The sequence below is a fragment of the Acinetobacter sp. YH12252 genome (assembly GCF_013417365.1).
Classification (GTDB): Bacteria; Pseudomonadota; Gammaproteobacteria; order Pseudomonadales; family Moraxellaceae; genus Acinetobacter; species Acinetobacter towneri.
Genome location: NZ_VPEA01000005.1, coordinates 173,981 through 188,779, shown reverse-complemented (window position 1 = coordinate 188,779; position 14,799 = coordinate 173,981). Strand labels below are relative to the sequence as shown.

Genomic DNA, 14,799 nt, shown 5'->3' with positions numbered 1-14,799 from the left:
ATTTTTTATGCCTCAATGTTCAACTGTTGCTGCACAATATCTCCCTTTTGCTCACCATATTGTGTTTTTTCCAGCCATGTAAATTGCTGCGCCTGCATACGTAAAAAATTGGAACAACGTGTACCGTAAAGTGGACTTTGAATAAAAGTCGATGACAACAACGCTTCCATCTCCAATGAAATCCCTGTTTGCGGTAACAATTCAGATGCAACTTTGCGTTCATCTTGCAAAATATCCCACGCCGCAGCATTTAGCTCTGCCGTTGCAAGATCAGGCAATTGCAGCATCGGTAAAAACTCCTGCGTAAAGCGTTTGCGTAAGCGTGCAGTTTTCTCCCAAGGGTCACTCATCAATCCATTCGACACCACATAAACGCCTTTAGCTAAAACCTGCGGCGCTTCTCCACGGTTACTCATGTACACCGCTTGAGTGGTGTCACCCACAAATAAATTAAAACCTGCATATTCACATTGCTGTTTTTCTAAGGCTTGCGCAAAACGGATAGGCGTTTGCTCAGATTCTAAAAAAGCCTGAATAATATGCCCACGTGAAGTTGGATATTCACGAACATCATTCGCATCACGATAATTGGTAATCACAGCCCAGCGTCCCGATGGGGTAATGCCCATCCACGTACCGCCCGATTCTAAATCTTGCCCTGCAACAATTGGACTATCAGACCATGCTGCCAGTGCTGCTGTCGGACGCCGATAGAACTCATCTCGATTTGAAATCAAACACAGTGGTGTGTCTGTCAAGACCTGCCAAGCCAATGCCACAATACACATAATTTAAACTCTTGATCTTTACACATTGAATGTACAACATTTTTCATCACATTCAGCTAAAATCTGTGCAAAACAGAATCACAAGGAACAGGAATGCTCACCTATCCAAATATTGACCCCGTTGCTATTTCGCTCGGGCCTTTGCAAGTCCATTGGTATGGCTTGATGTATTTACTGGCATTTTTATTTGCTTGGGGTTTGGCAACTTATCGTGCCAAACAACGTGGCTGGACACCAGACATGGTTTCCGACCTGATCTTTTACGGCGCTTTGGGCGTGGTGATTGGTGGACGTGTCGGTTATGTCTTCTTTTATGGCTTTGAACAATTTTTGGCAAATCCGCTGTGGTTATTCCAAGTTTGGACAGGCGGCATGAGTTTCCACGGTGGCTTTCTGGGCGTGATTTTAGCCATGCTGTTCTGGTGTAAAAAATACAAAATGACGTGGTTTCAAACTCTGGATTTTATTGCCCCGTGTGTACCTACAGGTCTAATGTTTGGTCGTATTGGTAACTTTATTGGCGGTGAATTATATGGTCGCCCTGTGACCGATCCAAACTTTGCATTGGGGATGATTTTCCCAACCGATCCTTTGCAATTGGTACGTCATCCATCGCAGCTTTATCAAGCCTTATGCGAAGGTTTAATCCTGTTTGTTGTGCTGTGGTGGTTTAGTTCAAAGCCACGTCCACGCATGGCAGTATCAGCCCTATTCCTGATTGGTTATGGTTTGGCGCGCTTTGTTGTCGAATTTTTCCGCGAACCCGATCATGGTCAGCTCTTTATTGCATGGATGAGTAAGGGACAATTCCTGAGCTTACCAATGATTTTGGTCGGTTTCTGGATGATGTGGTATGCCTATCAAAAGAAAATTTATGATTGGGGGCCGCAAAAAAACAGCTAAGCTACTACCCATTTAAATGCAGGTTTCATCCATTCAGGCGAAGTCAATCTTCGCCTTTTTTATGCTACAGTGCTATCTATTACTTACACTTTTCAGACATCAATATCTCACATGCTTGAATTTTGGTTTAACCCACAGGTTGCGGTCACAAAGAAAATTGCCCTGCTGATGGTGATCGCGCTGGTCACTGCAGCGGTATACTTCTTAGAACCCTTAAAGCTCGATGCGATTTTAATGTTTCTGGCCACAGGTATTGTTTTTTTAATTTGTCGTTACTGCAAAATTCATTTTACTGCACAACATCCCACAGGTTGGTTGGCACGACTATTGACTTGGATTCCACTGGCGTTGTTACTCGCAATAATTTTCATGCAGATTCAACACGGTGAAATTTTACTGTCGGGCGCTCAAGGCATTGGCTTTACCGCTTTGGCTATTTGCCTGTTTTCGCCGTTGGCTTTACTGCATCAACATCACGCTTCCGACACACAATAAAGTCACAACTTTAAAAACTCTGCTATTATTCTTTCTGATTTACTGGGCATCGAATTGCCCAAACAAAAAATATTTCTTTTGCTTGACCAGAGAACGCTATGCGCCAGTATTTAGACCTACTCCAACATATTCTTGACCATGGTGGCGACAAAGGTGACCGTACCGGAACAGGCACACGTTCAGTGTTTGGGCACCAAATGCGTTTTAACCTTGCACAAGGTTTTCCACTGCTGACTACCAAAAAAGTACATTTCCGTTCTATCGTAATTGAGCTGTTATGGTTTTTAAAAGGCGATACCAACGTCAAATATCTACAAGAACATAAAGTCAGTATTTGGGATGAATGGTCTACCGCAGAACAAACCGCGCGCTTTGGTCGTCCTGAAGGTGAACTTGGCCCAGTGTACGGACATCAATGGCGTAATTTTGGTGCAACACAAAAAGCCGATGGTCTGTATGAGCAAGATGGTTTTGACCAAATTGCATGGTTAATCAATGAAATTAAAACCAATCCAAATTCACGGCGTTTAATCGTGTCAGGCTGGAACCCGAAAGAAGCAGGTCAAGTTGCTTTACCGCCTTGCCATACTTTATTCCAGTTTTTTGTGCACAACGGCAAACTCTCATGCCAGCTATATCAACGCAGTGCCGATGTGTTTTTAGGCGTGCCTTTTAATATTGCCAGCTATGCTTTACTAACCCACATGATCGCGCAAGTCTGTGATTTAGAAGTCGGAGATTTTGTCTGGACAGGTGGCGATACGCATTTATATGCCAACCACTTTGAACAGGCACAGTTACAGCTAAGCCGTGAACCACTGGCGTTATGTCAGTTAAAACTCAATCCTGAAATCAAAGATATTTTCGATTTTAAATTTGAAGATATTGAAATTGTAGGCTATGAGTCACATCCTGCAATTAAAGCACCTGTCGCTGTTTAATTGCCTGTTGCTAGATTTAGCATCTCAACATTTAAATTGCCCCAACGTCCCCAAAAGATGCTTGGCAGACTAAGAAAATACGAGCCTAATTATGTCATTTCAAAATTTAGAAGTTGTACACGTAGTCGCTATGGATCAACAACGCTGCATTGGTCAGGGTAACCAATTGCCGTGGCATATTTCGGCAGACTTAAAACACTTCAAAGAAATCACCCAAGGTGGCGTGGTGATTATGGGACGCAAAACCTTGGAGTCGATGGGACGCACCCTGCCTAAACGTGTCAATTGGGTGATTACCCGCGACCCAAACTGGGCATTTGAAGGCACAAAAGTGGCGCATAGCATTGAAGATGCCTTGCAACAAGCCGTTGCCGATGTTCAAGCCTCAGAAAAACCAAACACTTTATTTATTATTGGTGGTGGTGAAATTTTTAGCCAAACTATGCCGATTGCTGACCGTTTGGAACTGACACATATTGAACTAGATGTTCAGGGAGATGCGCATTATCCTGCCATTCCTGCCGAGTTTAAAAAAGTGGCCTCAGAACAGCATGTCGATGAAAAATCAGGGATTGCCTTTGAGTTTGCCCGCTATCAAAAATAATGCTGACAGCCTTGGCAATATTTGATTATGATGACTTAAACGGAATTTAACTTTGCCTCAGGAATGGCGGATGCTGCATTTCATCTTCAGTTTAGGTGTCGTTCTTTCTTCTATTTGGCTCAGTATGGCCTTGTGGATTCATCAGCCTTTGGGTTGGTTAATGAGCCGTGTGCTGATTGGGACTTGGCTAGCCTTCACCCTCAGCATTTTGGGCATTTATATCACTCAGCATTTGCTCAGTCGCAATCAGGATATTTTGGTTTATCTTTTGGGTTTTACCTTGGGGCTGTTTTGGTATTTTGGGATGGATGCCAAGCAAGACCGTGACTGGAACCCTGAAGTAGCCCGTATGCTGCATTATGAACAAGTACAAGATCAGGTCACGCTGCACAATGTCCGCAATTTTGACTGGCATGCCGATGGTCGCTATACCGAACGTTGGGAAACCCGCCAATTTAACCTGAAACAGATTACGGGGGTGAATATCATCACCTCTTACTGGATGGGGCCAAAAATTGCGCATACCTTAGTCAGTTTTGACTTTGCCGATCAAGCGCCACTCACCTTTTCCATTGAAATTCGCAAAGAAAAACACGAAGAGTTTTCTGCGATTGGTGGCTTCTTTCGGCAATATGAACTCAGCCTTGTCGCTGCCGATGAAAAAGATATCATCTACACCCGCAGCAATATTCGGGGTGAGCAAGTTTATTTTTTCCCGATCCAGCTCAATCCACAAGAAGCACAAGCACTGTTTCAGGAATATCTGCATAAAGCCGATGCTTTAGCCGCCAAAGCGCGTTGGTATAATACGTTGACCAGTAATTGCACCACGCTACTGTTTGACATGATTCAGGCAGTATCTCAAAAACGTTTCCCTGCCGACTATCGTCTGTTTGCTTCGGGTTATTTACCCAATTATTTATATGATTTGCATGCGCTGGATCATCGTTGGGATATGCAAACTTGGTATCAACGTGCCCACATTAACCCACGTGTGGAAAACTTAAAAGATATCCACAGCCAAGACTTTTCCGCGCTCATTCGACAAGGCGTGCAGCTCGATTCTTCAGCAAACATCAGCACGCCTTATTCGCATCCGACTTATCAGAACAAAGTGCTGCCCTGACCTATTTTGGTCATTTTGCGCAGATACAATCAATTCAGAGAAAAAACCACACCATATCTTGGAAAAAGTTGCAGCAAACATACAAGTTTAACTAGAGCCACGGCGCATAATTTGTTTAGATAGCAACAATTTCAAAAAATTAGAGATCATTCCATGCTAAAAAAATACTTCGGGATCACCTTATTGGGTGCAATGATTGCTTTATCAGGATGTGAAACTATGCCAACTCAAACGAGTGCAAGCCAAATTAGCGCAATCAATCAAGCCAACTTAGTACAACGTACATGGACTGCTACGCAATTGGGCAACAGCATGTTAAAAACAGAAGCAAACCGCCAAAACTTGCCATATTTAAACTTTGATGCCGCCACACAAACAGTCACAGGTTCAGATAGTTGTAACCGACTCAGCGGTAGTTATGTCGCAGGACGTGACACCCTACAATTGGGGCAATTGGCAACCACGCGAATGGCTTGCTTAAATAACAACAACTTAGATCAGAAATTTCATGAAGCCCTAAATAAAGTGACGCATTATCAGGTCTATGGTAAAACCCTGAAATTGCTAGATCGCCATGGAAATTTACTGATTCAATTTGAAACACCAACGGCTGCACGTTAACGGCTAAGCCTAATAATAGACAGGCTTAAAATGGTTTATTCATAAAATATAAGGACAAAATCATGCAACAAGCATTGTTTGGTGGCGGATGTTTCTGGTGTGTCGAAGCCGTATTTTTACAACTGCAAGGCGTAGAAAAAGTCACCAGCGGTTATGCAGGTGGACATACCTTAAACCCAAGCTATGAAGATATTTGCCGTGGCGACAGCGGACATGCAGAAGTCATTTTGATTGATTTTGATGAGCAGCAGATCAGCTATTCACAATTACTTGAGGTGTTTTTTGCCACACACGACCCAACCACATTAAACCGTCAGGGCAATGATGTCGGCACACAATACCGCTCTGTGATTTATTATTTAGATGCTACACAGCAACAAGCTGCCACCGAGATGATTGCAGCATTACAAGCTGAAGGTGTGAATGTTGTGACTGAACTCAGTGCAGCACCTGAATTTTACCCTGCAGAAGACTATCATCAGAATTTCTTTGCCAAAAATCCAAATCAGGGCTACTGCAATTTTTCCATTCCACCGAAACTGAATAAATTACGCAGTAAATTTCAGCATTTACTGAAAGTATAACCATTGGATTTAAAAGCAAGTACAAAACGGTGATACTCATCTTTTGATGACATCACCGTTTACACCACTATTTATTTTACAAAAGTCGTCCAGACAAATGCCTGAGTACGTCCTTGTAAGGTCATCTTCAACTGATCGCCCGACTGTAATGCTGCCACCCCTGCAGGTGTACCAGTCATTACCACATCACCAGGTTCTAAACTAAATACTTGGCTAATATCTGCCAACAATGCCGCAATATCAAAAATCAATAAACTGGTATCGCCTTGCTGACGTAATTCATCATTAATGTCCAAACGATATTGCACGTTTTTCCAGTCCTGAATTTCCGATACATCCACCCAATCTGCCAACACACAAGAACCGTCAAACGCTTTGGCTCGTTCCCACGGCTGTCCTTTTTTCTTAAGTTCATCCTGCAATTCACGCAAAGTTAAATCCAAGCCCAAAGTCACTGCACTTACAGCATCCAATACTTTGGCAGGATCTGTGTCTGCATTTAAAGGCTGGTCAATGCGTAAACTCAATTCACATTCATAGTGACAATTGCCCCAGACCTTATTCCACGTAATCCCATCACTTAAACTGCGTAAACTGCTTGGCGGTTTAATAAATAACACAGGATGATCAGGTACAGCATTACCTAATTCTTTGGCATGGTCTGCATAACTGCGACCGACACAGACAATTTTAGATGGACGTGTACTCATGATCATCCTCAAATAACTCGTAAATTGGGAAAATTAAAACTTACTTTTTAAAAGTATTTTCAAAAACCGTTTGTTCTGCAGGCAGATTAAATGCACGTTTCGGTACAATCACCACTGTACGATTTTTTAATTCCAGCATATAGGTGAGTTTACCCACAGCGAAATTTTGCACCTCGTTATAATGAAATACCTGTTTACGACCATTGGCATACAGCTCGGCATAGTCCTGAAATAAATCAACGCCTTGCTCGCTTTTTCCAAATTGGTATTTTACAAACTGGCGTTTAAACATCATTGGCAAAAACCAATAACGCATTAAAGTTTGCAAGATTAAAAAGAAAGCACCGAGTGCAACATAATAGCGACCTACCCCATCGAAGCCCAAATAAAAGCCCCAAGCAATAATCGCCACACTAATCAACGGTGTAATAAAACGGGTAAATTGTTTTTTACCAAAAGTCGCAAGGGCAAAGCCGTCTTGAGATTCTTCTAAATTTAAAAAATAGCGCAAAGACAATGCTGGCTGCGTGTCAGACATAAGCTCATCATCAAGTCATTCAAATTGAGCTAAATCTTACACTAGATTGAGCACTTTCCTTATTTTTTTCGTGTTTATTCGCTCAAAGCCAGACGTAAAACAATGGTCATGCTTTTGACACAGAAATTTCATCATTTTTAGATAGTGTAGATGCAAAAAAACCGCATCAAAAGTGCGGTTTTTTATTTCAAGTTGGTGCGCTCAGAGAGATTCGAACTCCCGACCCCTTAGTTCGTAGCCAAGTGCTCTATCCAGCTGAGCTATGAGCGCGACGACTTGATGGGGTGCATTATACGTGTTTTTTTCTGGCTGTTAAGTATTAATTCATCATTTTGCAATCAAATGCACAGATATTGGACGATTCAAAAGAATTTTAACGTAAAACCATGAGTACGCTATTCTTTTTAATAAACTGATTATTGTTTGAGTTTACTAAATTTCAGGCACAAAAAAACCGCATTTAAGCGGTTGATTGTTCAAGTTGGTGCGCTCAGAGAGATTCGAACTCCCGACCCCTTAGTTCGTAGCCAAGTGCTCTATCCAGCTGAGCTATGAGCGCATTACTTGTGTGCCAATTTAGGCGATACGTTACTGTTCGGTTTACTTATTGGTGCGCTCAGAGAGATTCGAACTCCCGACCCCTTAGTTCGTAGCCAAGTGCTCTATCCAGCTGAGCTATGAGCGCGACATAAGTAAAGCGTGGCGGTGAGAGAGGGATTCGAACCCTCGATACAGTTACCCGTATGCGTCCTTAGCAGGGACGTGGTTTCAGCCACTCACCCATCTCACCGTAACGTGCCGCCATAATACAAATTAAGTGGTAGCACTGCAAGCTTCGATACCACAATTTTTGCATATTTTTGCTCAATTAAATATTTTTTAAACAATTTTCAGGATTCATCACCAGAATTACGCCTGAACTTTTGGCAATCGCTGCACAAAAACTAGAAACATCGTAAAATAACGACAGAAAACACATTATTGCAATCATTTACGTGCAGTCTTTCCGTACATGACTTATGCTAAACCTATCTTCTGACATGAAGTTTATTCCATGATGAAAAATTGGGTCGATCCTGAAGCGAAAGCTGAAGCCGAACGCTACGAAAATCCTATTCCAAGCCGTACCTTAATCTTAGAAACCATTGAAACCTTGCAAGCGGCACAGTCACATGCAGACTTGGTAGAGCATTTTGCGATTGCCGATCAAAAAAGTATTGACGCCCTGAGCCATCGTTTAATTGCCATGGTACGTGATGGTCAGCTCATGAAAGATGGATTCAAGTTCCAGCTGGCTGCAGAACAACCGACTCATGACGCCACGGTTTACATCAACAGTAAAGGTTTAGGCACAGCCAATATTGCAGGTCATGAAGATATTTTATTGCCTGAACGCGAACTACGTTTGGTGTTTAATGGCGATCAAGTCAAAGTCCGCCAGACATCGGTAGATCGTAAAGGCAAGGCATGGGGGTTTATTACCGAAGTCACCCAGCGTCGTGTCAAACAAATCATTGGTAAATTGTCAGAATACGATGGTGAATATTTTATTCAGCCTGCCCAGCCAAATAGCCATCAACCCATTACCCTTGAAAAAGAATTAATTGAACATGCCCAAGTTAAATTGGGCGATTCTGTGCGCATTGCGATTGACGACTATCCAACCCGCGAAGAATTTGCCACAGGACATATTATTCAGTCGATGGCAGACAAAGCCGAAACTGAAATTATTATTCCGCAAACCATTTTAGAATTTGGTCTGCCGTATGAATTTCCTGAAGATGTCATTCAAGAAGCTGAAAGCTTTCAAGAACCGACTGCCCAAGACCGTGAAGGACGTGTTGATTTACGCGATTTAGCCTTAGTGACTATTGATGGTGAAGATGCCCGCGACTTTGACGATGCAGTATATGCAGAAAAACGTCCAGGCGGTGGTTACCGTGTCGTGGTCGCAATTGCCGATGTCAGCCATTACGTCCGCACAGGCAAACCTCTGGATGATGAAGCTCAGGAACGTGGGACTTCAGTCTATTTCCCGCATTTTGTATTGCCGATGTTGCCTGAAGCTTTATCGAATGGCTTATGTTCGCTGAATCCGCAGGTTGACCGTTTGTGTATGGTCTGCGATTTAAAACTGTCACGCGCAGGTCGTGTCACAGGTTTTGAATTTTATCCATCGGTCATGCATTCCAAAGCACGTTTAACCTATACTCAAGTGGCACAATATTTTGAGGGTGATAGTGCGGCAATTCCAGAAGATCGGGAGGTGCGCAAATCATTAAATACTCTGTTCCAACTGTATCAAGTGCTGAAAGGTTTACGTGCTGAACGTCATGCCATGGAGTTTGAAACCGTTGAAACCTACATGACCTTTGATGAGTTAGGTGGAATTAAAGAAATTTTGCCGCGCAGCCGTAACGATGCGCATAAACTGATTGAAGAATGTATGTTACTCGCCAACGTCGCAGCAGCAGAATATGCACTCAAACATGATGTGCCGATGCTGTACCGTGTGCATGAACCGCCAGAGTTTTCACGTATTCAAAAAGTCCGTGATTTTGTCAAATTACTTGGGCTACATTTCCCAGAACAACCAACTCAGACCGACTATCAAGCGGTGATTGAAGCCACTAAAGATCGTATTGATGCGCCAAGTATTCACGCGGTGTTATTACGCTCAATGATGCAAGCCTATTATGGCGCCAATAATTCAGGTCACTATGGTTTAGCTTACGATGCCTACACGCATTTCACTTCGCCAATCCGTCGCTACCCTGACCTATTGTTACACCGTGCCATTAAAGCGCATTTAAAACAAAAGCCATCTCCACTTTCAGGCGCAGCTTTAGATGATGCAGGCGAACATTATTCTGCAACTGAACGTCGTGCCGATGAAGCCTCGCGCTCTGTCACCACATGGCTAAAATGCCACTATATGCAGCAGCATTTGGGTGAAGAATTTGTGGGCGTAATTTCTGCAGTAGCCGAATTTGGTTTATTTGTTACTCTCAAAGACCTTTATGTCGATGGCATGATTCATGTCAGCCAGTTGGGCGATGACTTCTTTGTATTTGACCAAGCCAGCCAAAGTCTAATTGGACAAGCACGTGGTCAAAGCTTTAGCTTGGGCGATGAAGTTAAAATTAAAGTCGCGACTGTCAATTTAGAAGATCGCAAAATTGATTTTGAGCTCATGCAGCAACTCACCCATGCAGGTCGTGCTATTCGTATGCGCGCACCGCGCGTGGCAAAACCGTTCAGCCGTGAAGCCACTGAAGAAGTTTTTTCTGAGCGTCCAAGCAAGGCGACTTTAAGTGAAAACGGTGAGCAACCTGTGCCGAAGAAAAAGCCAAAAAGCAAACCGAGCTCTTACGGTAAAAAAACCTCAGCGAAGTCGGAAGCCAAACCGAAAGACAAAGCCAAAAAAAAGACCAAGGTGAAAAAGAAAAAAGCCAATGCCAAGTCTAAATTGGACTAGCATCAACTATTTTCAACTTCTTTCTAACAACTTCAAAAAGAGCTACGGCTCTTTTTGTTTTTGGGGATTGCGTCAAACAGCCGTATTGTGCTGAATTTATCACCTTGATTAGCTAAATCTGCCCTTATGCCTTGATTTCAGCCCTCAAAAGCCCTACATCTATAAATCATGAAAGAAATTTAGATGGCACTCAAAAAATGAAATTACAGCAAGCAACTTTACCTGTTCCACAGTTTGATCAAATTACCCTGGCAGATTTAAAACAAAAAATTGAGCATGCCATTCAGCAGGGACAAAACTTTTTAAATAATCTGACTGCAGTACCTGAAAATACGACGGCGCAATTAAATGTTTTAGAACAGATTGATCAGCTCGAAAATAACATAAGCGAAGCATGGGGCGTGCTGTCACATTTAAATGCGGTCATGAATAATCCTGAAACCCGCGAAGTGTATCAAGCGCTGTTACCAAGTTTAAGCGACTACTACACTCAATTGGGTCAGCACACGGTGTTGTATCAAAGCTATCAACATATTCACGACGCCAACACCTTTAAAGATTTGCCTGCTGCACAACAAAGCGCAATTCAACTGGCATTGCGCGACTTTAAACTGTCAGGTGTGGCCTTAGAAGGTGAAGCTAAAAAACGCTATGCTGAAATTTCAGCGCGTTTATCGCAACTGTCATCAGACTTTTCCAATCATGTGTTGGATGCCACCCAAGCCTATTACAAAGTATTGTCCGAAGATCAGCTCAAAGGTTTACCGCCAAGCAGCGTTGAATTGCTGAAACAATATGGTCAGCAACGCGAATTGGAACAAGCTGTGGCAACACTGGATATTCCTGCCTATTTAGCCATTATGACCTATGCCGATGATCGTGCTTTGCGCGAAACCTTGTATCAGGCATACACTACTCGCGCGTCCGATCAATCAGCCCAGTCTGAATTTGACAACACCCCGATCATGGAAGAAATCTTGCGTTTACGTCAAGAAATGGCGCAATTGCTCGGTTTTAACAACTATGCAGAATTATCCCTTGCCAGCAAAATGGCACCAAGTGTCGAAGCAGTCGATCAATTCCTGCGTGAACTGGCAGAACATGCTCGTGCACCTGCAGAACAAGAAATTGCCGAACTCAAAGCCATTGCCGCCCAAGATGGGATTGATACCTTACAACCGTGGGATACAGGCTACTATTCTGAAAAATTAAAATTACAGCAATTTAACCTTTCACAAGAAATGTTAAAACCATATTTCCCTGCACCGAAAGTGGTTGAAGGTCTATTTAGCATCGTCAAGCGTTTATACGATGTCGATATTATTGAGCGCGCTGCCTCTGTTTGGCATCCTGATGCACGTTATTTTGAACTTGAAGATCAAGGTCAAGTGATTGGTGGTTTTTACTTTGATCTATATGCCCGTACAGGCAAACGCGGCGGCGCATGGATGAGTGGTTTCCGTTCACGCATGCAATTGGCACAAGGTTTACAAAAACCAATTTGCTATATGGTGTGTAACTTTACCCCGCCTGTGGCAGATCAACCCGCGCTTTTAACGCATGATGAAGTCATCACCCTATTCCATGAATTTGGACATGGCTTACATCACATGCTGACTGAAGTAGATAATATTGCTGTGGCAGGTACACACGGTGTCGCTTGGGATGCGGTGGAATTACCAAGCCAATTCATGGAATTCTGGACTTGGGATCAAGACAGTTTAGATATGCTGAGTGCGCATATTGAAACCCAAGACACCCTGCCAGAACACCTGCTTAAAGCGCTGTTAGATGCACGTTTCTTCCAGTCGGGAATGCAAAGCCTGCGCCAAATTGAATTTGCCCTGTTCGATTTAAGTATTCACCGCAGCAACCCTGCTTTAAATGCAGAACAGATTCAAGCCATGCTGAATGATATCCGCCAAAACTATGCCGTTGCGCCAACTACAGCCTACAACCGCTTCCAGCACAGCTTCAGCCATATTTTCGCAGGCGGTTATGCTGCAGGATATTATTCATACAAATGGGCAGAGGTTTTAGCCAGCGATGCCTTTGATCGCTTTGAAAATGAAGGGCTATTTAATACTGAAACTGGCAAGCAGTTTAGACAGTTTATTCTAGCAGTTGGCGGAAAAGATTCAGCGCTTGACGCATTTATCAATTTCCGCGGACGCGAGCCAAAAATAGACGCACTATTACGTCATCAAGGTTGGACGAACACAGTCAAAAACGCTTAAACTAAGAACTTTAGATGAAGTTAGGGGAGTCGTGATGACCATTAAACGTCGTTTCATTGCAGGCGCAAAATGTCCAAAATGTCAGGCGATGGATCGGGTTGTCATGCTCACCGCTGGCGAAGCTGAATGGATCGAATGTATCGAGTGTGATTATACGGAAAACCGTCCGACACATATTGATGAACCTGAAATCCCAGAGGTTTCAGATGAAATTGGGGTGATCCAGTTTAAGCCGCGTCAGTCAAAGTAAAACAATAAGGTTCAACAACGCATGACTGAAGATCAACGACATAACCCTAAGCTCTTATGGGCCATTACGGGCGGGTTAATTATTGTCATTATTGCCGTATTTATCTTTCAATGGATGGGCGATAGCAACAATACTGCGCCTATAGAAACTGCCCCAACTACGGCGCCTGTAGCGAAAGCTGCACCTGCTGAAGCAACGCCATTGCAAGAAGATAAAGCAGCACCAAAACAGTTGGTCACAGAAGATTTACTCAAAGCACCTATATCTGAGAATGCAGCGCTTGCCAAAGAAGAAGTGGCTAAATTAGATGACATTCAAAATCAGCTGAATGATCAACGTGCCTTATTAAAACAGCAACATAACGATGCCGATGAATTGATTAAACTGAAAGAAGAACAAATCAAAATACTGGAAGCCCAACTGGCACAGTAAGCCTCCTCTGCTTCACATCAGTCATTTTAAAATACGATAAAGGGTCAGTGTTGTAGCCAATTTAAGCTAGAATAGCCAGAGGTTATTCTGGCTTTATTTGTATGACATCTTCTGGTTCTGCCCAACAAAATTTGCTCAAAGCAATTATGCTGTTGACCTACTCTGCCTTTCTGTTTTCACTCATGGGAGTGTGCGTTCGTTACGCATCAGAAACGGTAGATAATGCCACAGTGGTATTTTTCCGTAATTTCATTGGTTTGTTTATTTTTATCCCGCTCATTTTCAATAAAGGCTTGGGCTTTTTTAAAACTGAAAAGTTATGGATGCACACTTGGCGTTCGGTAGTCGGATTAACCGCCATGTATGGTTTTTTCTACGCGATTGCCAATCTAAAACTGTCCAATGCGATGGTCTTCACCTATTCATCGCCTATTTTTATTCCCTTAATTGCATGGCTATTCCTTAAAGAAAAAATCACCAAACCAATGCTATGGGCTGCGTTCATTGGTTTATTTGGCGTGTTATTTGTCGCCAAACCCGATGCAGGTATGTTTAATAGCATGTCCGCAATTGGACTCAGTGCCAGTTTTTTAGCAGCGATGGCTTTTGTCACGGTACGCGCCCTGACTCAAACCGAACCGCCTGAACGCATTGTGTTTTATTTTTGCATGATTGGGACACTCATTTCTGTTGTACCGATGTTCTGGTCATGGCGTCCTTACAACTTAAAAGAATTGAGTTTTTTAATTGGTGCAGGATTGCTGGCCAATATCAGTCAGATCTTTATGTCCAATGCCTACCGTCTTGCCCCTGCTGGGCAAATTGGCCCTGTCAATTACATTGCGATTATTTTTGCAGGGATTTGGGGCTTTAGCTTTTGGCATGAAACGCCAGACTTATTTAGTTTAATTGGCTTTGCCCTAATTTTGCTTGCCATTATTTTGTGCAGTCCACTGTTACAAAAACACCTGAATCATCACTCCCCGCATTCATAATGCTGCTTTGTATTCCCTGCATATCAACCTATTAAAAAAACACCCCGTAGTGAACCACAGGGTGTTTTTAAATAATAAGATGACAGTGATTAAGTAT

15 protein-coding genes and 4 tRNA genes are annotated in these 14,799 nt (G+C 42.9%); 12 read left to right on the top strand and 7 right to left on the bottom strand.

The genetic code is table 11. The annotated features are described in order from the left end of the window. Positions 1-5 precede the first annotated feature (5 nt). Positions 6-788 (bottom strand): NRDE family protein, encoded by a 783-nt coding sequence (locus FTV28_RS07285; protein ID WP_004974805.1) that lies wholly within the window; start codon positions 786-788, stop codon positions 6-8. A 93-nt stretch (positions 789-881) separates the two neighbouring features. Between FTV28_RS07285 and lgt the strand changes: the two genes are divergently transcribed. The 7 genes from lgt to msrA all read left to right on the top strand — a co-directional run bounded on the left by lgt (position 882) and on the right by msrA (position 6,062). Further along, positions 882-1,691, top strand: a complete 810-nt coding sequence (lgt, locus tag FTV28_RS07280; protein ID WP_179989893.1) for a prolipoprotein diacylglyceryl transferase — start codon at positions 882-884, stop codon at positions 1,689-1,691. A 111-nt stretch (positions 1,692-1,802) separates the two neighbouring features. After that, positions 1,803-2,186 carry an AzlD domain-containing protein gene (locus FTV28_RS07275; protein WP_004974797.1) on the top strand — a complete coding sequence of 128 codons (384 nt, stop codon included), beginning with the start codon at positions 1,803-1,805 and terminating at the stop codon, positions 2,184-2,186. A gap of 98 nt (positions 2,187-2,284) precedes the next feature. Next, a complete protein-coding gene (gene thyA / locus FTV28_RS07270) occupies positions 2,285-3,127 on the top strand; it encodes a thymidylate synthase (RefSeq protein ID WP_004974795.1) in 843 nt (280 codons plus the stop codon). 91 nt (positions 3,128-3,218) lie between these two features. Continuing rightward, positions 3,219-3,731: a dihydrofolate reductase gene (locus FTV28_RS07265; protein ID WP_004974792.1), complete on the top strand. Its 513-nt coding sequence runs from the start codon at positions 3,219-3,221 to the stop codon at positions 3,729-3,731. 70 nt (positions 3,732-3,801) lie between these two features. After that, positions 3,802-4,857, top strand: a complete 1,056-nt coding sequence (locus tag FTV28_RS07260; protein ID WP_004974789.1) for a DUF4105 domain-containing protein — start codon at positions 3,802-3,804, stop codon at positions 4,855-4,857. Positions 4,858-5,010: 153 nt separating this feature from the next. Further along, entirely contained in the window at positions 5,011-5,478 is a 468-nt protein-coding gene (locus FTV28_RS07255; protein WP_004974787.1) for an META domain-containing protein, read from the top strand. Between the two features lie 62 nt (positions 5,479-5,540). Beyond that, positions 5,541-6,062: a peptide-methionine (S)-S-oxide reductase MsrA gene (msrA, locus tag FTV28_RS07250; RefSeq protein ID WP_070153293.1), complete on the top strand. Its 522-nt coding sequence runs from the start codon at positions 5,541-5,543 to the stop codon at positions 6,060-6,062. A gap of 71 nt (positions 6,063-6,133) precedes the next feature. Here msrA and FTV28_RS07245 read toward each other — a convergent pair whose 3' ends face one another. The 6 genes from FTV28_RS07245 to FTV28_RS07220 all read right to left on the bottom strand — a co-directional run bounded on the left by FTV28_RS07245 (position 6,134) and on the right by FTV28_RS07220 (position 8,100). Then, positions 6,134-6,772, bottom strand: a complete 639-nt coding sequence (locus FTV28_RS07245; RefSeq protein WP_154320311.1) for a fumarylacetoacetate hydrolase family protein — start codon at positions 6,770-6,772, stop codon at positions 6,134-6,136. 40 nt (positions 6,773-6,812) lie between these two features. Further along, positions 6,813-7,310 (bottom strand): YcxB family protein, encoded by a 498-nt coding sequence (locus tag FTV28_RS07240; RefSeq protein WP_179989892.1) that lies wholly within the window; start codon positions 7,308-7,310, stop codon positions 6,813-6,815. A 193-nt stretch (positions 7,311-7,503) separates the two neighbouring features. Further along, positions 7,504-7,580 (bottom strand) — tRNA-Arg (locus FTV28_RS07235). 212 nt (positions 7,581-7,792) lie between these two features. Then, positions 7,793-7,869: transfer RNA gene (locus FTV28_RS07230), tRNA-Arg, on the bottom strand. Between the two features lie 49 nt (positions 7,870-7,918). Next, positions 7,919-7,995, bottom strand: a tRNA-Arg gene (locus tag FTV28_RS07225). Positions 7,996-8,010: 15 nt separating this feature from the next. Next, positions 8,011-8,100 (bottom strand) — tRNA-Ser (locus FTV28_RS07220). A 264-nt stretch (positions 8,101-8,364) separates the two neighbouring features. Here FTV28_RS07220 and rnr point away from each other — a divergent pair. The 5 genes from rnr (at position 8,365) to FTV28_RS07195 (ending at position 14,702) form a co-directional block, all read left to right on the top strand. After that, entirely contained in the window at positions 8,365-10,788 is a 2,424-nt protein-coding gene (gene rnr / locus FTV28_RS07215) for a ribonuclease R (RefSeq protein ID WP_179989890.1), read from the top strand. A gap of 197 nt (positions 10,789-10,985) precedes the next feature. Then, complete coding sequence (locus tag FTV28_RS07210; RefSeq protein WP_179989888.1) at positions 10,986-13,025, top strand: M3 family metallopeptidase; 2,040 nt, start codon at positions 10,986-10,988, stop codon at positions 13,023-13,025. A 40-nt stretch (positions 13,026-13,065) separates the two neighbouring features. After that, positions 13,066-13,275: a YheV family putative zinc ribbon protein gene (locus FTV28_RS07205; protein ID WP_171062592.1), complete on the top strand. Its 210-nt coding sequence runs from the start codon at positions 13,066-13,068 to the stop codon at positions 13,273-13,275. A 21-nt stretch (positions 13,276-13,296) separates the two neighbouring features. Next, positions 13,297-13,707 carry a hypothetical protein gene (locus FTV28_RS07200; protein WP_179989886.1) on the top strand — a complete coding sequence of 137 codons (411 nt, stop codon included), beginning with the start codon at positions 13,297-13,299 and terminating at the stop codon, positions 13,705-13,707. Between the two features lie 101 nt (positions 13,708-13,808). Beyond that, a complete protein-coding gene (locus FTV28_RS07195; protein WP_179989884.1) occupies positions 13,809-14,702 on the top strand; it encodes a DMT family transporter in 894 nt (297 codons plus the stop codon). Positions 14,703-14,799: the final 97 nt, after the last annotated feature.